The sequence below is a fragment of the Leptolyngbya sp. NIES-2104 genome (assembly GCF_001485215.1).
In the GTDB taxonomy this organism is placed as follows: Bacteria; Cyanobacteriota; Cyanobacteriia; order Leptolyngbyales; family Leptolyngbyaceae; genus Leptolyngbya.
Genome location: NZ_BBWW01000001.1, coordinates 5,589,049 through 5,607,883, shown reverse-complemented (window position 1 = coordinate 5,607,883; position 18,835 = coordinate 5,589,049). Strand labels below are relative to the sequence as shown.

At 47.5% G+C, this 18,835-nt stretch carries 21 protein-coding genes; 9 read left to right on the top strand and 12 right to left on the bottom strand.

All coding sequences use genetic code 11. The features are described from left to right. Nucleotides 1–3: 3 nt before the first annotated feature. Nucleotides 4–282, top strand: a complete 279-nt coding sequence (locus tag NIES2104_RS31060) for a hypothetical protein (RefSeq protein WP_202815124.1) — start codon at nucleotides 4–6, stop codon at nucleotides 280–282. Here NIES2104_RS31060 and coaBC read toward each other — a convergent pair. From coaBC to NIES2104_RS26910, 6 genes are all read right to left on the bottom strand, one after another. Continuing rightward, nucleotides 272–1,474, bottom strand: coding sequence for a bifunctional phosphopantothenoylcysteine decarboxylase/phosphopantothenate--cysteine ligase CoaBC (gene coaBC, locus NIES2104_RS26935; RefSeq protein WP_192843636.1), 1,203 nt, complete (start codon nucleotides 1,472–1,474; stop codon nucleotides 272–274). The genes NIES2104_RS31060 and coaBC overlap by 11 nt on opposite strands. A 62-nt stretch (nucleotides 1,475–1,536) precedes the next feature. Further along, complete coding sequence (locus tag NIES2104_RS26930; RefSeq protein ID WP_059001423.1) at nucleotides 1,537–1,872, bottom strand: element excision factor XisI family protein; 336 nt, start codon at nucleotides 1,870–1,872, stop codon at nucleotides 1,537–1,539. After that, nucleotides 1,860–2,276: an element excision factor XisH family protein gene (locus NIES2104_RS26925; protein WP_059001422.1), complete on the bottom strand. Its 417-nt coding sequence runs from the start codon at nucleotides 2,274–2,276 to the stop codon at nucleotides 1,860–1,862. The genes NIES2104_RS26930 and NIES2104_RS26925 overlap by 13 nt, the downstream gene beginning before the upstream one ends. After that, nucleotides 2,273–2,485 carry a DUF2555 domain-containing protein gene (locus tag NIES2104_RS26920; RefSeq protein WP_059001421.1) on the bottom strand — a complete coding sequence of 71 codons (213 nt, stop codon included), beginning with the start codon at nucleotides 2,483–2,485 and terminating at the stop codon, nucleotides 2,273–2,275. Before NIES2104_RS26920 ends, NIES2104_RS26925 begins: the two co-directional genes overlap by 4 nt. Nucleotides 2,486–2,575: 90 nt before the next feature. Beyond that, nucleotides 2,576–5,296, bottom strand: coding sequence for a hypothetical protein (locus NIES2104_RS26915; RefSeq protein WP_059001420.1), 2,721 nt, complete (start codon nucleotides 5,294–5,296; stop codon nucleotides 2,576–2,578). A gap of 278 nt (nucleotides 5,297–5,574) precedes the next feature. After that, nucleotides 5,575–6,045, bottom strand: a complete 471-nt coding sequence (locus NIES2104_RS26910; protein WP_059002093.1) for a cyclopropane-fatty-acyl-phospholipid synthase family protein — start codon at nucleotides 6,043–6,045, stop codon at nucleotides 5,575–5,577. Nucleotides 6,046–6,205: 160 nt separating this feature from the next. On the opposite strand from NIES2104_RS26910, the gene NIES2104_RS26905 reads away from it, so the two are divergent. After that, nucleotides 6,206–7,132, top strand: a complete 927-nt coding sequence (locus tag NIES2104_RS26905; protein ID WP_059001419.1) for a helix-turn-helix domain-containing protein — start codon at nucleotides 6,206–6,208, stop codon at nucleotides 7,130–7,132. Here NIES2104_RS26905 and NIES2104_RS26900 read toward each other — a convergent pair. Continuing rightward, nucleotides 7,129–7,935 (bottom strand): hypothetical protein, encoded by an 807-nt coding sequence (locus NIES2104_RS26900; protein ID WP_059001418.1) that lies wholly within the window; start codon nucleotides 7,933–7,935, stop codon nucleotides 7,129–7,131. The genes NIES2104_RS26905 and NIES2104_RS26900 overlap by 4 nt on opposite strands. 110 nt (nucleotides 7,936–8,045) lie before the next feature. Between NIES2104_RS26900 and NIES2104_RS26895 the strand changes: the two genes are divergently transcribed. Together NIES2104_RS26895 and NIES2104_RS26890 are read left to right on the top strand one after the other, a co-directional pair. Further along, nucleotides 8,046–9,560, top strand: a complete 1,515-nt coding sequence (locus NIES2104_RS26895) for a UbiD family decarboxylase (protein ID WP_059001417.1) — start codon at nucleotides 8,046–8,048, stop codon at nucleotides 9,558–9,560. Between the two features lie 267 nt (nucleotides 9,561–9,827). Next, nucleotides 9,828–11,279 carry a hypothetical protein gene (locus tag NIES2104_RS26890; RefSeq protein WP_059001416.1) on the top strand — a complete coding sequence of 484 codons (1,452 nt, stop codon included), beginning with the start codon at nucleotides 9,828–9,830 and terminating at the stop codon, nucleotides 11,277–11,279. On the opposite strand, the gene fghA is transcribed toward NIES2104_RS26890, so the two are convergent. Further along, nucleotides 11,212–12,054: an S-formylglutathione hydrolase gene (gene fghA, locus NIES2104_RS26885; RefSeq protein ID WP_059001415.1), complete on the bottom strand. Its 843-nt coding sequence runs from the start codon at nucleotides 12,052–12,054 to the stop codon at nucleotides 11,212–11,214. The two genes, NIES2104_RS26890 and fghA, sit on opposite strands and share 68 nt — an antisense overlap. Further along, nucleotides 12,054–13,163, bottom strand: coding sequence for an S-(hydroxymethyl)glutathione dehydrogenase/class III alcohol dehydrogenase (locus NIES2104_RS26880; RefSeq protein ID WP_059002092.1), 1,110 nt, complete (start codon nucleotides 13,161–13,163; stop codon nucleotides 12,054–12,056). Before NIES2104_RS26880 ends, fghA begins: the two co-directional genes overlap by 1 nt. 109 nt (nucleotides 13,164–13,272) lie before the next feature. Here NIES2104_RS26880 and hisB point away from each other — a divergent pair, with 109 nt between their 5' ends. After that, complete coding sequence (gene hisB / locus NIES2104_RS26875; protein ID WP_059002091.1) at nucleotides 13,273–13,905, top strand: imidazoleglycerol-phosphate dehydratase HisB; 633 nt, start codon at nucleotides 13,273–13,275, stop codon at nucleotides 13,903–13,905. Continuing rightward, the gene (locus tag NIES2104_RS26870; protein ID WP_059001414.1) at nucleotides 13,906–14,439 is read left to right on the top strand and encodes a hypothetical protein; all 534 of its coding nucleotides are present in this window, start codon (nucleotides 13,906–13,908) and stop codon (nucleotides 14,437–14,439) included. A 244-nt stretch (nucleotides 14,440–14,683) separates the two neighbouring features. On the opposite strand, the gene NIES2104_RS26865 is transcribed toward NIES2104_RS26870, so the two are convergent. Further along, nucleotides 14,684–14,779 (bottom strand): cytochrome b6-f complex subunit PetL, encoded by a 96-nt coding sequence (locus NIES2104_RS26865; RefSeq protein WP_059001413.1) that lies wholly within the window; start codon nucleotides 14,777–14,779, stop codon nucleotides 14,684–14,686. A 92-nt stretch (nucleotides 14,780–14,871) separates the two neighbouring features. Between NIES2104_RS26865 and aroB the strand changes: the two genes are divergently transcribed. The 3 genes from aroB to ribD all read left to right on the top strand — a co-directional run bounded on the left by aroB (nucleotide 14,872) and on the right by ribD (nucleotide 17,719). Continuing rightward, nucleotides 14,872–15,960, top strand: a complete 1,089-nt coding sequence (gene aroB / locus NIES2104_RS26860; protein WP_059001412.1) for a 3-dehydroquinate synthase — start codon at nucleotides 14,872–14,874, stop codon at nucleotides 15,958–15,960. A gap of 167 nt (nucleotides 15,961–16,127) precedes the next feature. Continuing rightward, nucleotides 16,128–16,628, top strand: coding sequence for a hypothetical protein (locus NIES2104_RS26855; RefSeq protein ID WP_225895295.1), 501 nt, complete (start codon nucleotides 16,128–16,130; stop codon nucleotides 16,626–16,628). After that, nucleotides 16,628–17,719, top strand: a complete 1,092-nt coding sequence (gene ribD / locus NIES2104_RS26850) for a bifunctional diaminohydroxyphosphoribosylaminopyrimidine deaminase/5-amino-6-(5-phosphoribosylamino)uracil reductase RibD (RefSeq protein WP_059001410.1) — start codon at nucleotides 16,628–16,630, stop codon at nucleotides 17,717–17,719. Before NIES2104_RS26855 ends, ribD begins: the two co-directional genes overlap by 1 nt. Here the strand turns inward: ribD and NIES2104_RS26845 are convergent. Both NIES2104_RS26845 and NIES2104_RS26840 read right to left on the bottom strand, forming a co-directional pair. After that, nucleotides 17,702–17,926: a hypothetical protein gene (locus NIES2104_RS26845; RefSeq protein ID WP_059001409.1), complete on the bottom strand. Its 225-nt coding sequence runs from the start codon at nucleotides 17,924–17,926 to the stop codon at nucleotides 17,702–17,704. The genes ribD and NIES2104_RS26845 overlap by 18 nt on opposite strands. 93 nt (nucleotides 17,927–18,019) lie before the next feature. Beyond that, entirely contained in the window at nucleotides 18,020–18,757 is a 738-nt protein-coding gene (locus tag NIES2104_RS26840) for a peptidylprolyl isomerase (RefSeq protein ID WP_225895294.1), read from the bottom strand. Nucleotides 18,758–18,835: the final 78 nt, after the last annotated feature.

Genomic DNA, 18,835 nt, shown 5'->3' with positions numbered 1-18,835 from the left:
TCAATGGATGCAGCTAGATCCCCACGACGAATTGACTATCTATTGCGTAAAGCGGATTATGTCAATTGGCATCGTCAGCAAAGTAATCGGCAGATTTTGCGATCGCAGCAAGGATTTAGTGAAGTTGAGTCATCGCGTCCAAAAGCTTGTCGGGGCTGTGTGAATTATCACGGGATTTCATACGGTTACAGCCGAGAACGCCGCACACCGTTAATTTGTGGCTTCCATCCGTTTGGTTGGGAGGGGTCAGACTGTCCTGACTGGGAAAGCCTTAAAGGTTGAAAAAGTCGAAGAGTTGATGTGCCATTTCTAACTTAGAACAAGGCGGAATGGTGAACTGACGACCAGAACGATCAAGAATTACCGCTTGATTCGTATCGCTGCCAAATCCGCTATTCGGTTGATCCACAGGATTAGCAACGATCGCGTCTAAATTTTTTCGCTTCAATTTGTCGATCGCGGGTGTGACGTAATCCCCGGTTTGTGCAGCAAATCCAATCAAGACTTGATGCGGCTTTTTCAACGTTGATAACTCAGCCACGATATCAGGAATCGAAACAAGCTCTAATGATTTTGGTAACTGATCTTTTGGAAGTTTAGAATCACTATAGAGATCAGAGCGAACATCACCAACAGCAGCAGACATTACAATATAATCTGCAACGCTAAAATGCTCTTTCATGGCTTGCTGCATCTCTGCGGAACTAGTCACAGAAACAAGACGAACATTGCGAAGTGACGCGAGAAGATGAGACTCGATCGGAGCATGAACCAGGGTGACTTGTGCGCCTCGGTGTAAGGCAGCTTGCGCGATCGCAATTCCCATTTTTCCAGTTGAAGGATTACCGATAAACCGCACTGGATCAAAATGTTCACGGGTTCCTCCTGCACTAATTAAAACGTGCTTTCCAGTTAAATCTCGCTTTCCATTCGTGTGTAAGAGCGATCGAATTTGCGCTAACAATTCTTCCGGTTCTGCCATGCGTCCGGTTCCAATGCGATCGCAAGCAAGAATCCCAGAACCCGGATCAGCCGAATGGTAGCGCGGATCACACAGTAACTCTTTCCAGTTGCGCTGCGTCGATCGCTGTTCCCACATATCCGTATTCATCGCAGGCGCTAACAACACCGGACAGACTGAAGCGAGAACGGTATTGGTCAGCAAGTTGTCCGCCAAACCATGAGCCAATTTTGCTAAGGTGTTCGCAGTTAGAGGAGCAATCATAAATAGATCCGCCCATTCTGCTAATTCGATATGCAGCGGGCGAGGATTAGAAGCTTCCCAAAAAGCGCGATCGACATAAGCCGGATTTCGGCTCAAGGTGGCAAACGTCAACGGTGAAACAAACTCTTGAGCAGAATCCGTAAGAATGACTTTGACCTCAATCCCATCTTTTGCCAATGCAGAAACGACATTGCACACTTTATAAGCCGCAATCCCACCACTGATGCCGATCAGAACTCGTTTTGTCACAGATGTTACTTCGATGTATACAGGGCTGATTCTAGCAATCGATCGCTTAAATTCAGAACAGATCAAGCTTTGGCGTAGGGAGTGTACTGTCTGAGTGTAGGTGCTTGATATTCCAGAACAATCTCCGACGGAAGGACTCCTTCAGCCGTCAGCACATTCGCAATTCCCTCCTCTGTAGGGTCGCTATGAATATAGATTTTGCCGTTTTGAATCGACAAATGAAGGCTCGTGTAAATTCTACGAAAATGATTATCCCAGCCCGTTTGAATAATTTGATAGTGATGAGATTTATCGTCGATCAGTCGAACGGTTTGAGTGTCGTTCATGCGTCGATACAAGTCATAGTAGCGATCGACGACTCGCTTAAGAATTTCAGCGTATTCTCCTACTCGATCCATTGCTCAATTCCTGGATTTTCGGTACGGTACACCAGAATTTTAACTTTGAAGGCTTGAAGACTGTCTTGGTACAGAGGCTTATCGAATTCTGTTCTGTAAACCTCTAGGGGCACAGCAAGGTAGAGCTTTCGGCTCCAACCATTGTATTTGAAGCCCAACTGATAGTGGAGATATTGCCCAATTGCTGCATGAAAATCGTTAACTGTGCTGGCATCGAGAAAACTTTTGATTTCCACTGCAATCTGTTCACTCTCCCGCTGGGCAGCAATAATCCGCTCCGCGCCGAGATCGACTTTTAAGTTTGTCGGACCGTAACGAACGAGAAGCGGATCATCTGTTATGTTCCACCCTTCTTGAATCAAGGCTTGTCTGACCGCTTGGTGAAATTTGTCTTTAGCGCTCACGATTCGTCGTAGGCTTCGAGATCTAATAAGTAAAGATACTGTTCTACCAATTCTGGGCGTTGGAATGCGATCGCTCTTAACAGGTGCCAATCTTTCAGTCCTTCAAACGCATTGGTGTACGCATCCTGCTCTAAGCGCGTTGCCAATTCCGCAATATCCGTTTCGGTCAATGTGGACACGTTGAGTTGTCCTAAGCTGAATGCAGTCATTGTTCGACCTCCCGCAAGTTTCCCCTTAAACTAAATTTTACTTCAGGAGCTACAAGCGGTATCAGAATAAAATCTTCGTTAATGTTTGCTTTAAAACTGATAGCCACCCTCTAAGCGAACTTCAAATTCACCGCCACTGATGCCAAAGCGCGATCGCCAATTGTAGCCGCGTGTCGATCGATTTCTCAAAATCATGCCGTAAGACAAATCAGACACCCGACTGATCAAACTGTCCGATGATCGATAGTTCTGCACATATAAGCCGATCGACCAAAGCGAACTGAGGCGCTGTAATGTCTCGAAGCCGTAAAAAAACTGGCTGTTCAATTCGAGCGAAGAGCGGAACTCTAACCCATTTCGGAAGCCGATTTGCCCCTGGAAAAAACCAACCGGATTTAATTTCTGATTGTCATACCCTAAATAAAATCCAGGTGTAATCGAATAGTTCAGGTTGCTTTGCTGTCGAGTGTAGGTATGGCTGAGAGTGAGAAAGCCTGGATTCGATGGAGTGACGGCACTACTCCAAGCCAATCGCAGCGATGGAACCATCGTGACCAGAGCATTCGGTTTGCCATCGGCTCCTTGAATCACACGACTATCAATGTGATTGATCAAAGAATTGAGATAGAGTCCGATCGTTGGCTCCGGATCGCCAGTATTGTTGCGCGACACATCAAAAGCACTGTTGCCGTTGAGATTAAACCAGATGCCAGAATTCACCGTGTAGTTCCACTTGCCAAACGAAGCTGACCACAGTGCCTCAACGGTTGGAAGATAAAGGTAGCCTTCAAATTGATTGATTCTGGTTTTGGCGCGACCGACTTGAGTAAGTTCGATGCGATCGAAGGCAATATCCGACGATCGAATCGCTAAGGGAACGACCGTCGAATCGGCTGCGGCAAACTCTTGAAAGACCGTTTGACCCTCAGGAGATTGCAGCGCGACTTGTACCGCAGATGATCGATTCGGCGTTAGTTCAGTCGTGGCACTCGGAACTGGAATTCCGGTAAATGATAATCGTCCGAAGTCTTGATTTGATAGTCTCAGACGCGAAAAATAGGTGGTTCCATCTGTCCAAGTGCGTTCAATTTGGCGAAATCGAGCCAGTCTGCGCTGATTGCCTGTGCGGATTTGAAACAGTTCGGCACGATCGGGCGTAATCAGACTCGGAAAGGTAAATGTTCCCGAAGTTTGGTCGAGTCCGCTGGTGCGATTTGCGTAGTACAGACCTCGATTTAATCGCTGATTGATCGATCGACGTTGTGCGGCAGTCACTTTCGCTGCAAGGGGCGAAAATCCTTGGCGTTTTTCATAGCGATCGCGACCTTCTGCTAAACTCTGAGTCAAATCTTTCGGACGAATAAAGCTAAAAAGTCCACCGAGCAATAATCCTAAAGTAGAGTTCAACGAATGAAGATCATTCACTTCGCCTTCTTTGAAAGACACAGACAAAGAGAAGCCTGGATTTGCGAATACATTTGAGTAAGTCACTTGGGGCAAAGTCGCATCGTATTGTAGAAGCGTTCGATTGTGCGGCAGATTAATCGAAAAACGATGCCAAAAGCTTTGTTCGTTCACCGTGACTCTGGTGCGGAGAATTTGCGGCGATCGTTGACCGAGTGAAATCCAGAAGAGTGAATTCAAATAAGCGCGATCGCGTTCAGACTCACTTAGATTGGGATTCACCAAGAGATTGAGCAAATCGAGATTGTCAAACTTTCCCAACTGTCCGATCTTGATTCCAGGAAGCGAGCTAATTTTCGGAGCCGTTGATGTTCCACCACCAAACGGATCTTTCCAACCGATTCCAGCGCCTTCTAAGGCAGGTTTCGGAACTTCTGCCCCAACGAACAATCCTTCTGCACCCGTCAACGCTTGCAAGTCCGAGGTCGGGAAGGCTTGAAGAATCAGCGGTGCATTTTCGACTTCTAGAAACTGAAACAGAGAGCCGCCACCATTGGGATTGTTACTTGATCCAGTTCCGAGACGGGGCGGTGTAGGAGCGAGACGAATGGCAGCAGGACTGAGGGATGAATTGTTGAGAATGATCGGCGGTGCGGGAATGCCTGCGGGGTTCGTGACTTCGCCCGCGATCGCTTCGATCGTGAATTGGGTGGCAGTGCTCTGTCCGTACAAATCGCGAAACACCTGTGGTAGTGCCCAAACCGCTTGCAGTCCCCAAAGCGATTGGGTGAGTCGAATGCGCTGATCAAGTTCAACATTAGTTTCTTGTCCTTGATAGTCTATTCCACCTTGCCAACCGCGTGTTTCGAGCACCAGTCGATTCTGGGGTAGCGCCCAGAAAAACTGATCGGATTTCTGAAAATTCGCAAAATCGAAATTCCGAATCAAAAGCTGATCGTCTTGATATTGAATATCAACATCTGCGTAGTTTTCCGTTTTTGTTGGTGTAAATACGCTCGTAGATTCGAGTAAATTACTGGCGGGATTGACGATCCAGGGGTACCGTGCTGAATTTGTACTAATCGAACCCAAAATCACAGCATCCAAAATCTTTTTTGCCGTATTGGAATCGGTGCTAATTGGTTTTGACGATTCTGGTTTCGCAGGTTCTAAAGTCGGCGAATTGATCGAAGGTTCGTCGGGGTTGGTCGGGAGTGGAACAATAATCTCGCTTGGAGTCGGATTAATGGTTTGAGCAATGATTTCTTTTGAAGGTGTTTGATCGATCGAGATTTCTACGGACTCTAAAGACTCTGAAGTGAGCGGAGCGGCGACGATACGATTTGGATTTAGAACATAAATCAATAAGCCAATGATGATAGAAAGACTGTATAAAGAGCGCTGCATAACTCTACTGAATCACAGGATAAAACACGCAAAAACTGTCCAAATTTTCCTGAGCGCGAATGCTGGAAAAATTGGCATTGTAAGGTTATTTCACGCTGGAATCTCTGAAAGCTACTGGATTTTACGCAGGTACTTACTGAGGTTCACTTAGGTATGAAATCCACTTTTATAGTGCCCTGTGAGTCGAGATTCAGTTAATGAGAACATCTACGGAAATTATATTTTTTAGCAAGTAATTATCTTGCATTTTTGCGTGTTAACACTTGTTAAAATGATTTTCAAGGAATTGTCCAAAAGTACAAAGTCGTTTCTTCTTCGATATCAAGTTTGATCATTTTTTCCGGTTCCCAATCCCCCATATCAAAATCGATCGAGACAATTCGCGTTCCCGATCGCAATTGCTTAAACAAGATCGGTCGTAACCTTAAATTAAGATGCGGCAATAAATAAAGAACAACGATCGAAGCGTTTTCAAACCGACTTTCAAATAAATCCGCTTCTTGAAATGTCAGTCGATCGCTGATTCCTGCTTGTTCCGCTGCCGATCGCGCTTGCTCGATTCGCACCGGGTCAATATCAATCCCCACACCCCGCACCTCGTACCTCATCGCCGCTGTGATTAAAACCTGCCCCTCTCCGCAGCCGAGATCATAAATCACATCGGTTTCGTTCGCTCCGACCGCTTCGAGCAGCACATCAATCGCCCGTTGCGGCATCGGAATAAACGCAATATCTGGTCTTCGTCGCATTTTATCTGGCTTTACAATTTCGTCTGAGTTCCCCATCATACTGAAAGGCGATCGCAATTTTGTACACCAAAACAGAGCGAGATACGCTTGACTCAACAGGCTAGGCTTGATTTAAAGTGCTTTTGTCGTGACGCAAGGCTAAGGGACAGTCATAGGGATTATGGGCAACTCGGCGCAGAAAGAACAACTCAAATCGATCGCGACACGCCTCAGCGAAGAACGCCAGAAAAAGTCGATTTCGCTCGAAGAAATTGCCGCGAAAACCTACATTCCGCAGCGACTCTTGAGCGCGATCGAAGATGCAAACCTCGATCGACTTCCGGAGCCTGTATTTATTCAAGGCTTTATTCGCCGTTATGCCGACGCGATCGGACTTGATGGCACCGCTTTATCAAAAGAATTCACAGTCGATCTCTCTCCGCTGCCTGCTCCCACTGCGGCAACCCTGATTTCTTCGACTCCTGAACCGCCCTTAAAGCCTGTGGTGCAAAACACTACACCGCTAAAACCCGCTGCACCACCCCCAAAACCCGCTGCACCGGTCACCCCACTCCCCACTCCGAAGCCTCAAGAGCCAGAGCTAGTCCGCGACGAGCCGAAACTAAAACTGAACGAGCCGAAATTACAGACCAATCAAGCGCCATCTCGATTGCCCTTGATTGCGTTGGGAGGCGCGATCGCGCTTGGCGTAATCGGTATCCTTACTGCAACGCTCCTAAATCGTCCCGCAGAGCGATCGACTCCGGTAGCGACAACCGCTGTTCAATCCCCGAAACCCTCGATCGCTCCTCCCAGTCCAACGACTCAAGCCACTGCGAAACCTTCTCCGAGTCCTTCTCCAGCGGGTGCAGTCGGTGTGAAAATGAATGTCAACGAAGATAGCTGGGTCGAAGTTCTGGTCGATGGCAATCCTGCGTTTGAAGGAACACTCCCTAAAGGCACTCAGCGATCGTGGAGTGGAAAGCAGCAAGTGGTCGTTACGGCTGGAAATGCAGGTGGCGTAGCGCTTTCTTATAACAATGCGACTTTCAAACCGATGGGTAGCGCTGGAGAAGTTCAAAGCGCGACGTTTCCGCCGACTCCTTAACGCTTGACGGCTCCGTTAGTCGGTTGAGAAATGGCGATCGCTCGATCAAGATGTTTCGCTTGATATTGCCCAACGAGATAATGATCGACGTGTTGAAAAACTGCGATCGGCGCAACCGTTCGACAGGAAAAGAATTCCACAGCAACGCGCCCATCTGGAAACACTCGCACTTTTGGAGAGTAATCTTTCGGTGCTTCTGCCCGCCATTGCCAATTAGGAAGGGCAGGAAGACTATTGAGCAATCGATGATGGCTCCAAGTAGCAATCCGTCCGACCTTACCGAATTCGAGCAGTTCACACCGCAGTAGAGACGCAATTACAAACGACATCGGAGAATGATCACCGTCGATCGCATCCATAAAATCAGCTAAAGCGCTTTCGGGTTTTGGTGGCATGTCGCGATCTCCAGCGGTCAAGAGCGCTTTCTCTAGATGGGAAGTCGTGCTGAACTGTTCTGGAAGTGCCCAAGTTGCTCCAGTGCCATCATCACCGATGCGGTAGAGATAGCTCACGAGTCGAAATCCTGGTTTGAGCTTTAAGCTGGGTACCTTCATCAAAGCGGTACCAGGATTCGCGGTGCTAATAAACCATTGCCCTTGACGATTCGGCATTTGGAAAGCTTCTTCTAGAGAACCGCCGAAATGAAACAAACTGCTCAGGTCTTGAAGTGAAGTCGGTGCTGGGGGTTCTTCTCGATCGAGATAAATCTCAGGGTAATTTTCCGCTTTTGGAACCAGTAGAGCAGTCTTGAAATGCTGTCTAATTTTTTGCAGGGCTTCGAGTGGAACTCTTTGAGTAGACATGAACGGGGCGGAAGGTGAAATCTGTTTTTAAAGTGCCCGCGATCGTGCTTGAAATTCGTACTGCCGCCCCACCGCTTCATAATAGAAAGAGTCCTTTATGTTGCCGAGCTATGCCGAGAGATTTGCGCGGATTTATCAGACAGCTTGAAGAACGCGGACAGTTACGCCGTATCAAAACGCTGGTTGATCCTGACTTAGAAATCGCTGAGATTGCGAATCGCATGTTGCAGCATGGTGGACCTGGATTGCTGTTTGAAAATGTCAAAGGGTCGCCGCATCCGGTCGCCGTGAATTTGATGGGAACGGTGGAACGGGTGTGTTTGGCGATGAATATGGAGTCGCCGCAAGAGCTTGAAACGCTGGGGAAAAAGTTGGCGTTGTTGTATCAGCCGCGCCCACCGAAAAAGTTTTCGCAAGCGATCGAGCTTGGAAAAGTTCTGTACGATGTGGTGCAAGCGAAACCTTCCCGCGATTTTCTTCCTGCTTGTCAGCAAATTGTCCTCAAAGATGATGAGGTCGATCTCAATCAAATTCCGATGCTGCGGGTCTATCCCGGTGATGCAGGCAAAGTGCTCACGCTCGGATTGATGATCACTAAAGATCCAGAAACGAAGATTCCGAATGTCGGGGTGTATCGGTTGCAGTTGCAGTCGAAAAATACGATGACGGTTCAATGGTTGTCGGTGCGAGGAGCCACTCGGCACTTGAGAAAGGCGGCAGAACGGGGAGAAAAATTAGAAGTTGCGATCGCGCTCGGTGTTGATCCGTTGATTATTATGGCGGCGGCAACTCCGCTACCTGTCGATCTGTCTGAGTGGCTATTTGCGGGATTGTACGGCGGCGCGGGTGTACATTTAGCAAAGTGTAAAACCGTTGACTTAGAAGTGCCTGCGGATTCGGAATTCGTTTTAGAAGGAACGATTACACCGGGAGATGGCGCGATCGATGGTCCGGCGGGCGATCACATGGGGTATTACGGCGGCGTGAATGAAAAGGCTCCATTGCTGCGATTTCAGTGTATGACGCATCGGAAAAATCCGGTTTATCTCACTACGTTTAGCGGACGACCGCCAAAAGAAGATGCCATGATGGCGATCGCGCTCAATCGAATTTACACGCCGATCCTCAGACAGCAAGTTCCGGAGATTATCGATTTCTTCTTGCCGATGGAAGCCTTGAGCTATAAAGCAGCGGTGTTATCGATCGATAAAGCCTATCCCGGACAAGCAAGACGAGCCGCGTTAGCGTTCTGGAGTGCATTGCCGCAGTTTACTTATACAAAGTTCGTGATTGTCGTGGATAAAGACATTAATATCCGCGATCCCAGAGCCGTCGTTTGGGCGATTACTTCAAAAGTTGATCCGGCTCGCGATGTGTTTATTCTGCCGGAGAATCCGTTTGATTCGCTCGATTTTGCGACCGAGAAACCAGGTTTGGGGAGTCGAATGGGAATTGATGCGACGACGAAAGTTTTCCCAGAAACTGATCGACCTTGGGCTGATCCGCTTAAGTCTGATCCCGATGTGGCGGCAATGGTCGATCAACGTTGGGCGGAATATGGATTGGCTGATCTCAATTTAGGTGCAGTTGATCCAAATCTGTTCGGTTATCAAATCGAGCGGTAATCGTTTCGCCATAAAATCCGGGTAATCATCATTCACCGTAAATCCGGGTAGAGACGCAATTAATCGCGTCTCTACGGGTCATTGGGTCAACGCGAATGTTGTATTCATTAGGTCATCGGGTCAACGCAGAATCCGCCACATTCGTAGATTAGATCGATACGATTCAGCCGATCGCATTGTTAATCGATCGAGACAAATATCTAACTTCAGTTAGAGGCAGGCATTTATGAATTTGTCTTGTATATCTGGAGTTGCTCAGGGATTAAGATGCCAAAGCAAAAAACTATCTACGTTGCTGCGCTGATTTTGTCGATCGTATTTGCAACGCAATTGACGCTAATCCAACTGAACATTCGTGGAATTCTGTCTGCCGAAGATTTCTCAATGTTCATTCGCAGGCGCTTCATTACTCTAGAATTCATTGCCCTCTGCTTTTTGTATCTAATCTGGCTGACCCAAAGCCGCCCAAAAACGCCAGCATTGCGCTATCTCGAACTCTTGAAACCCGCAAGCTTATTTTTAATCGTGGCTTGGCTGGCTCATCCATTGACCAGTGATATTCATCTGTACCTACAGTACGGTTTGATGAGTCTTTATCGCATTAATCCGTACCTCACGAATGCGATCGATTTTGAGTCTGTTGTCAGTACTTTTTTAGACTGGGAGCAAAGCTCGACGTATGGAATCATTTCACTGGCTATCTTTGCGATTCCTGCGAAATTCGTTGAGACGAATATCTATCTGGGGGTTTACCTTTTCAAACTCTTCTGTGTCGGGTTTCATGTGCTCAATGGATTCCTCATTTGGAGAGCGCTGAGAACGAATGTGTATCGGCATCAAGTCACACTGGCATATTTGTTGAGTCCGGTACTGCTGTTTGAACAGGTCGTCGAAGCACATCTAGACGTGATTCTATGTACGGTCTTAATTGCGATCGATCAACTGTTAAAAACTCGGCGGTATCTGCTGGCGTTATTCTCTGCTGGTGTTGGATTTTTGCTCAAAACGCTGCCGATTATTTGGATTCCACTGATAGGAGTGTTTTTGATTCGGCTCAAACGCTGGAAAACGATCGCCAAATTTCTCGTTGTGGGTGGAGTTGTGATTCTGACGCTGCATTTGACCTTGTTTCCGACGATCGAGTCTTGGAGAAGTATTCTAAATCCAGGAGTCGAAGGGATGACAGCGGGATCATGGCATGGTGTACTCAAGGGTATTTTGTTCCTGACTCAACCGCCCTTATCGAGTCCGACCCAATTTGCACCGGGTTCGATTCAAGCAGAAATTCTCCATTTGTATAGTCGTTTGACCCTACTTTTGTTTGCTGCTTACTATGGCTTCACGCTCTACCGAATTTATCGCGATCGATCAATTCTAGAAGGTCAATTGATGATCCAAATTGGCTGGGTTACATTTGCTTTATTTGCATTTGCAACCGCGTGGTATCAGCCGTGGTATGCAACTCTTCTGCTAGTGATTGCTGCTCTGAATTTTCAACATGCTCCGTTTTTTGCCATCACTAGCTTTGTCTTTTCGCTAATGGGGACAGTTGCGAACTTCTGTCTAGGATATGGAACAGGATTCCCCGGAGTGACAGCCGCGATCTTAACGATGGGATCTGCGATCGTCATGTTAGTGCTGCGACCCAAGATCATGTCGCACTTTCAAGCAGAATTTCCGCGTGGAATTGAACGTGAGCTTCAACAAACGAGGCAATGAAATAGTAGCTGTGGTCATAGCCTTCCTGAAATCGTAAGGTCAACGGTTGCCCGACAGATTCACAAGCTTGTTGAAATACTTCGGGTAACAGTTGATTTGCAAGAAATTGATCGTTCGTGCCTTGATCAATCAAGATCGATCGCGGAAATTGACTCGTTTGAACTAGCTCAGTCGCATCATACGATCGCCAAGTCGATCGATCTTGTCCCAGATAGTTCGAGAAAGCTTTTTCTCCCCAAGGACATTGCATCGGTGCACAAATCGGAGCAAATGCAGAAACGGATTGATAGCGAGCGGGATTCTTTAAAGCACAGATTAATGCTCCATGTCCGCCCATTGAATGCCCGAAAATCCCTTGTCTGCCGTTAGTTGGGAAATTCTCAGCAATCAAACTCGGTAACTCATCAACAATATAGCTATACATGCGATAGTGCTGATCCCAAGGTGACTGAGTTGCATCTACATAAAATCCTGCACCTGTGCCAAAATCCCAATCGTCATTCTCGTCCGGAATTCCCGTGTTTCTCGGACTCGTATCTGGGGCGACGACAATCAATCCATGTTTTGCGGCGAACTGTTGCGCTCCAGCTTTCACCATGAAATTTTCTTCGGTGCAAGTTAGACCTGCGAGAAAGTACAACACAGGTAAAGAGCGTTCCTGCGCTTGCGGCGGTAGATAGATCGAGAATTTCATCGGGGCATTGCATGAAGTCGATCGATGAGAATAAACCTCGATCGAGCCTCCGAAACATTTGGTTTTACTAATTCGTTCCATCAGAATGTCACCACCGATCGAATCACTTCTCCTCGGTGCATTAGATCGAAGGCTTCATTGATTTCGTCGATCGGTAAAACCTTCGTCACCAAATCATCGATATTGATCTTGCCGTCCATGTACCAATCGACAATCTTCGGCACATCAGTTCGTCCTCTTGCTCCCCCGAATGCGCTTCCTCGCCAAACGCGCCCGGTCACAAGCTGAAAGGGTCTTGTACTAATCTCTTGACCCGCACCCGCGACCCCGATAATAATGCTTTCGCCCCATCCTTTGTGACAACATTCCAACGCTTGCCGCATCACTTTCACATTGCCAATACACTCAAAGCTGTAATCGGCTCCGCCTTTGGTTAATTCCACGAGATACGGAACTAAATCGCCTTCAACCTCACTCGGATTCACGAAATGCGTCATACCTAATTTTTCAGCCAGCGATCGCTTACTCGGATTCAGATCGACTCCAACAATCATGTTGGCTCCGACCATTCGCGCTGCTTGAATCACATTTAAGCCAATTCCACCCAATCCGAACACGACCACATTCGCGCCTGGTTCAACCTTGGCAGTATTGATCACGGCTCCGATCCCTGTCGTGACTCCGCACCCGATCAGGCAAACTTTGTCAAACGGTGCATCTTCGCGAATTTTTGCCACTGCAATTTCGGGGAGTACCGTGTGATTAGAAAATGTTGAGGTTCCCATGTAGTGCAGGATTGGCTCACCGTCGATCGAAAATCGGCTGGTTCCATCAGGCATTACTCCTTTCCCTTGAGTTGTCCGAATTGCCTGACACAGATTCGTTTTTCGACTCAGACAATACTCACAATTGCGACACTCCGGAGTGTAGAGCGGAATCACATGATCCCCAGGTTTAACGCTCTTTACGCCTTCGCCCACTTCAACAACGACTCCCGCACCTTCATGACCGAGAATTGCAGGAAACAGACCTTCTGGATCTGCGCCTGAAAGGGTAAAGGCATCGGTATGACAAACCCCAGTCGCTTTAATCTCGACTAATACTTCTCCAGCTTTGGGGGGTTCAAGTTGAACGGTTTCAATCTTTAAAGGCTCTCCAGCTTTAAAGGCAACAGCAGCTTTAGTATCCATAACTTCCATCTGGTCGGACTTCCTGAAAGTGTAGCGCCGATCGATTTAAATCAAAGACCGATGAGAAAAATTGACATAATAGAGACTGCCTTTCTTAATGATCAAGCTCATGCAGACTAGCGATCGTCCTCAAATTTCCCCGGTGTTTTCGGTGGCTCGGATTGCTTCAGTTTCACGAAAAACAGGTGAAACCGATGTGCAAGTGACGGTAAATCTCGATGGAACTGGAAAATGCAATGCCAAAACTGGAATTCCGTTCCTCGATCACATGCTGCATCAGATTTCTTCACACGGTCTGATTGATCTCGATGTGCAAGCCGTGGGCGATTTAGAAATCGACGATCACCATACCAATGAGGATGTTGGAATTACGCTCGGAATGGCGATCGCCAAAGCATTAGGCGATCGTAAAGGCATTGTTCGCTTCGGTCATTTTGTCGCCCCATTGGATGAAGCATTGATTCAAGTGGCGCTTGATTTCTCTGGTCGTCCCCATCTGAGTTACGGTTTAGAGATTCCGACTCAGCGCGTTGGAACGTATGACACGCAACTGGTTCGCGAATTCTTTGTTGCAATTATCAATCACGCTCAGATGACGTTGCACATTCGGCAGTTAGACGGCATTAATTCGCATCACATTATCGAAGCGACGTTCAAGGCATTTGCTCGATCGATGCGAATGGCGGTTGAAATTGATCCGCGCCGCGCTCATGAAATTCCAAGCTCGAAGGGTGTGTTGTAAATGCGCGGTTGGCAAGTGGTGTTAGGATTGGCGATTTTGCTCGGATCGCCTGTAGTGCAGTTGAAAAGTGTAACCGCCCAAGAAAGCCTCTGGAGACGATTCACCTCGCAGCGAGGAGGCTTTTCAGTCGTTATGCCCGGAACTCCGAAAGAGCGCAAAGAAGGAAACTTGACGCTGTTTGAAGTGATTCGAGATGATGAATCGGTGCGTTATTCGGTTGGTTATCTCGATTTGCCTGTGGCTCCTGGGAACGATCGTAAACTTCAAAATGAAGTCTATGAGGGCGTTCGTCGAGGTGCAGAAAAAGATCAAGCTGAATTGCTTTCATTTCGTACGATTCGACTGGGAAACTTTCCGGGTCGAGAAATGAACTTTAAGCTACCAGATGAGATGGGTGCCAAGTGGCGCGTTTATCTTGTCAATCGGCGGGCGTATTTTGTCAGTGTAACGACAACCCAAGAGAACCAAGAGCGGGGACTAGCAACGAGTATCGATGTATTTCTTAATTCGTTTCGGCTGGTTGGAAAACGTTAGAGGGTGTTTGAGGAGTATAAAAAGTCTTTTCGCTTCGATTGCCTCCCGCCCTGAAATGAATTTCGGGCTAACCGTAGAAAGTCTACTGAAGTAGACTGGGAGGCATTTACAGGTTCTCAGTCCATTTCAATGGACTTGCGCTGATTAGCCCGAAATTCATTTCAGGGCGAGAATCGCAACGATCGATAACTTTTCAAACATTCTCTTAAAAGAATGCCTGAAGATTTCCAGGCATTCCACGGGACTAGATCAACTTAATCGCACGGAACGTAAAGAACAGCGCGTATGCAAGCGCGATCGCACCACCCACGAGTAAGAAATAAGCGACGACTGCGGACATAAATTTTGTCTCCTAACTTCCTAACAAAACTATACAGAAAAACGGAGGGCGATTGATAGAATCAACTTCTAAGCCGTTTTTGCAACCGAGTCATGCCGTCTGTTATTCCCGTTTCGCTGCCTCAAAATTCTTACGAAATTGTGATTTCGTCGATCGATGAAATTGGCGATCGCATGAAGTCGCTCTCCAAACTCGGTAAAAAAGCTCTCGTTGTCTCAAATCCAGCAATTTTCAAACATTACGGGCAATTAGTGATCGAATCCCTGACCGAGGCGGGCTTCACGGTGAGTTCGTGCATTTTGCCTGCGGGAGAACGTTACAAAACGCCCGCAACCCTGCAAAAGATTTACGATGCGGCGTTGGAAAATCGGTTAGAGCGATCATCTGTGATGGTAGCTTTGGGCGGCGGCGTGATCGGAGATATGACCGGATTTGCAGCGGCAACTTGGCTTAGAGGAATTTCGGTTGTGCAAGTGCCGACGACGTTACTATCGATGGTCGATGCCGCGATCGGTGGAAAAACCGGAGTGAATCATCCAAATGGGAAAAACTTGATCGGTGCCTTTCATCAGCCAAGATTAGTTCTCATCGATCCGCAAGTTCTGAAAACATTGCCATCGCGGGAATTTCGAGCCGCGATCGCAGAAGTCATCAAGTACGGCATTATTTGGGATGCAGAACTCTTTGAGAAGCTCGAACAAGCGAAACGACTCGATCAAATTCGCTCAGTCGGTGATGAACTCGTGAATGAAATGCTTGTGAAATCGGCGCAAGCCAAAGCTCATGTTGTGAGTAAAGACGAGAAAGAATCGGGACTGCGGGAAATTCTCAACTACGGACATACGATCGGACATGCGATCGAGAGTTTGACCAATTATCGAGTTGTGAACCACGGGGAAGGAGTCGCGATCGGTATGATGGCAGCCGGACTGATTGCGGTGGAAATGGGACTGTGGGATCAAGGAGAATGCGATCGACAAAAAGTGCTACTCGAAAAAGCAGGCTTACCGACTGGGATTCCGACTGAATGCGATCGAGCTGAAATCATCCCAGCTTTGCAAGCCGATAAAAAAGTCAAAGATGGCAAAGTTCGATTTGTGCTCCCCCGACAGATCGGAACGGTGATTGTCACCGATCAAGTTGAACCGACTGTGATTCAAACCGTCTTAGAACGGATGTAGATTTTTGTCGTGTTAAGAAGCCGCGATAAACTTCATAGAAAAAATCATTAAATTCCTCCTAGGGTACGTAGGTAAATCGGGGAGAAGGGTTTAGAATTCAAGGATAATTAGCTACTCCCCCCATTACTCCAGTGTCAGTTACACGGTTCCTTCGCAAAAACGGCTTGATGCGTCGTCAATCTTTTCTTGCCGTGATGGTTTTTCCTGACGAGGCTTCTGTTTTCCAAGCCTATCGATTGCTTCATTATCACGGCATTTCTCCTGAACATCTCGCGATCGTCGGTACAGGTTACAGCCATCCCGAAAGTGTCGGACTGATGAAGCCGATGCAGCTTGCGGTTCGTAAAGCCCGATTTCTGAGCCTCACGCTAGGAACGTTAGGCGCACTTGCTGGCGTGATTCTTTTGGTTGCGAGTCACCTCGGTTGGCTAACGATCGCCGAACTTCGCAACCCGCTCTTGATTCCAGCACTGTCAATCATGGGTGGCTTTTTGGGGGCAGTGTTAGGAGCGCTATTTGGCTTATTCGGGGAAGGAACCACTGCGAGTATTTATCGGCATCATCTCGATCGCGGTCAATACCTGCTGATGATCGAAGGGTCGGAACGGCTCGTGCGCTGGGGACAAGAAATTTTAAGTCATTATTCCACTTCGAGCAGTCTGTATTGATGGGGACAGAGTTCGATCGAGCGATGATGCAGCGCTGTTTAGAGTTGGCGCGATCCGCGATCGGGCGGACGGCTCCAAATCCGCTGGTCGGCTGTGTGATTGTGGCAAATGGCGAAATTGTGGGAGAAGGATTTCATCCAAAAGCGGGAGAACCTCACGCCGAAGTGTTTGCGCTAAGACAGGCAGGAACGCGATCGCAAGGTGCAACTTTGTATGTGAATCTAGAGCCTTGTAATCATTACGGTCGCACCCCTCCTTGTTCTAAAGCGATCGTTGAATCCGGAGTAAGCCGCGTCGTCGTGGGAATGGTCGATCCAAATCCAAAAGTCGCGGGCAGCGGAATCGAAACGCTGAGAACTGCTGGAATCGATGTGACCGTTGGCGTTGAAGAAGCGGATTGCCAGGTTTTGAATGAAGCCTTTGTGCATCGAATTGTGCAGCGTCGCCCGTTTGGAATTCTCAAATATGCAATGACGATCGATGGCAAAATTGCAGCAACAACAGGACATAGCCACTGGATTACTGGGAAATCCTCTCGCCATCAAGTGCATCAATTGAGAACAGCCTGTGATGCAATCGTGATTGGTGGCAACACAGTTCGTAACGATAATCCACATTTGACCACACACGGACTTTCAGAGCATCAACCGATGCGGGTGATCATGAGTCGATCGCTCTCTCTGCCTTCGGATGCGAATCTTTGGAATACAGAAATTGCACCGACGATCGTTTTTACAGGCACGAATACAGACGAAACCGTGCAGAATCATTTGACTCAACACGGCGTAGAAGTTGTGAATTTAGAAACGGTAACGCCTGCAAGAGTCATGTCACATTTGTACGATCGCGGATTGAATACAGTGCTGTGGGAATGTGGCGGAACACTAGCAGCGCAAGCGATTCGAGATGGATGTGTTCAGAAAATCTGGGCGTTCGTGGCACCGAAAATTATTGGGGGTGAAGCGGCTCCAACGCCGATCGGGAATTTGGGATTGGAAAAGATGACCGATGCGATCGCATTAACGCGAGTGACTTGGAGAGCGATCGACGCTGATTTATTGATCGAAGGCTATTTAGACGGGAACGGCTAAGCGATCGGATGCCAAATCGCGAATCAGATTCAGGCGCGAATAGAGATAGTCGGAAAGCAAGGTTTTTTCCTCAGAATTTAGGGGCTGTCGAACGTGACATTGCCCTAATATGGATTGAACCAGATGAGCATCGTCGAGATTCAGCAGAGAATTGGCTTGAGTCGCTTCGACGATCGCCCAGAGTTGACGCAGTAGACTTGGATTCATAAACACTGGTGAGTTAGATTCCTTTACGATACAAAATCTAATTCAGTTTACGCGCATCTCTTACAAGCCGATACAACTGTTATTAAAAGATCATTAAGAAATTACGTCTTTCAACTCATCTCTCAGCCATTCCTGGAACAACTGATCAAGAATCTCCGATTGAATCTCGTCGGATAACTCAGCCATAATCAGCTCTTCCACTAGAATCAAATGGTGATGCTCTCCCATTTGTAATGGGCGCAGTAGTTCCCCAGAACTTGCTCCAAAGACGACTGCCGCCATTTCAGGATGTAAACTCCAGCGGTAGAGCTTGCCTTCAAATCCACAATGATGCCGACGTTTTGCATCAATATCATACAAATGTGCCGCCTCGAAAAAGCTAATCTCTCGCTCTTCGATTTGATAAAACAGTTCCTGTGCCAATTGCCCGTAAGGAACCACAGTTTGATAAATCACCGCTTGGTCAAAATTGACGCGGTTTTCGGTAAAAATTCGTTCGACCTCTGCACCAAATAGCGCTTCCTTCACTTTATTGGTGAGCAGTCGATCGCGAATTCCAGTTTCCCATTCTTCAGCGGTGATTCTTTCTTCTTCGAGCCAGCGATAGGTATCTGCTGCTCGTTCGAGTCGCCGTGTCGCTCGAAACTGATCCGCTTCTGCTTGAATTTCATCCGGAGTGATTGTTAGAGATCGATCTTCTGCAACGCGATCGACAATTTGCTGAAACAAAATCTGCTCGAACACAGACCTGAACTGTAAGTTCTTCTTCAACTGAATAACAAAATCATCTGGAGTAATAGTGGCATCTTCAGACATTGGAAGTAGCTGCATCGTGAAATTCCATCGAACAGACTATCTCTCACCGCAGTAACATCAAAGAGCAAGTGCTCTCAGATTCCTCTGAGAGCA

Coding starts and splice junctions, on each gene's coding strand:
- NIES2104_RS31060 (WP_202815124.1), top strand. CDS start 4: ATGGATGCAGCTAGATCCCCACGACGAATTGACTATCTATTGCGTAAA.
- NIES2104_RS26910 (WP_059002093.1), bottom strand. CDS start 6,045: ATGCGACGAAGACCAGATATTGCGTTTATTCCGATGCCGCAACGGGCG.
- NIES2104_RS26870 (WP_059001414.1), top strand. CDS start 13,906: ATGCGCGGTTGGCAAGTGGTGTTAGGATTGGCGATTTTGCTCGGATCG.
- NIES2104_RS26900 (WP_059001418.1), bottom strand. CDS start 7,935: ATGTCTACTCAAAGAGTTCCACTCGAAGCCCTGCAAAAAATTAGACAG.
- aroB (WP_059001412.1), top strand. CDS start 14,872: ATGCCGTCTGTTATTCCCGTTTCGCTGCCTCAAAATTCTTACGAAATT.
- NIES2104_RS26930 (WP_059001423.1), bottom strand. CDS start 1,872: ATGGATCGAGTAGGAGAATACGCTGAAATTCTTAAGCGAGTCGTCGAT.
- NIES2104_RS26845 (WP_059001409.1), bottom strand. CDS start 17,926: ATGAATCCAAGTCTACTGCGTCAACTCTGGGCGATCGTCGAAGCGACT.
- NIES2104_RS26905 (WP_059001419.1), top strand. CDS start 6,206: ATGGGCAACTCGGCGCAGAAAGAACAACTCAAATCGATCGCGACACGC.
- NIES2104_RS26895 (WP_059001417.1), top strand. CDS start 8,046: ATGCCGAGAGATTTGCGCGGATTTATCAGACAGCTTGAAGAACGCGGA.
- NIES2104_RS26855 (WP_225895295.1), top strand. CDS start 16,128: ATGCGTCGTCAATCTTTTCTTGCCGTGATGGTTTTTCCTGACGAGGCT.
- ribD (WP_059001410.1), top strand. CDS start 16,628: ATGGGGACAGAGTTCGATCGAGCGATGATGCAGCGCTGTTTAGAGTTG.
- NIES2104_RS26915 (WP_059001420.1), bottom strand. CDS start 5,296: ATGCAGCGCTCTTTATACAGTCTTTCTATCATCATTGGCTTATTGATT.
- NIES2104_RS26890 (WP_059001416.1), top strand. CDS start 9,828: ATGCCAAAGCAAAAAACTATCTACGTTGCTGCGCTGATTTTGTCGATC.
- NIES2104_RS26840 (WP_225895294.1), bottom strand. CDS start 18,757: ATGCAGCTACTTCCAATGTCTGAAGATGCCACTATTACTCCAGATGAT.
- fghA (WP_059001415.1), bottom strand. CDS start 12,054: ATGGAACGAATTAGTAAAACCAAATGTTTCGGAGGCTCGATCGAGGTT.
- NIES2104_RS26880 (WP_059002092.1), bottom strand. CDS start 13,163: ATGGATACTAAAGCTGCTGTTGCCTTTAAAGCTGGAGAGCCTTTAAAG.
- hisB (WP_059002091.1), top strand. CDS start 13,273: ATGCAGACTAGCGATCGTCCTCAAATTTCCCCGGTGTTTTCGGTGGCT.
- NIES2104_RS26920 (WP_059001421.1), bottom strand. CDS start 2,485: ATGACTGCATTCAGCTTAGGACAACTCAACGTGTCCACATTGACCGAA.
- NIES2104_RS26865 (WP_059001413.1), bottom strand. CDS start 14,779: ATGTCCGCAGTCGTCGCTTATTTCTTACTCGTGGGTGGTGCGATCGCG.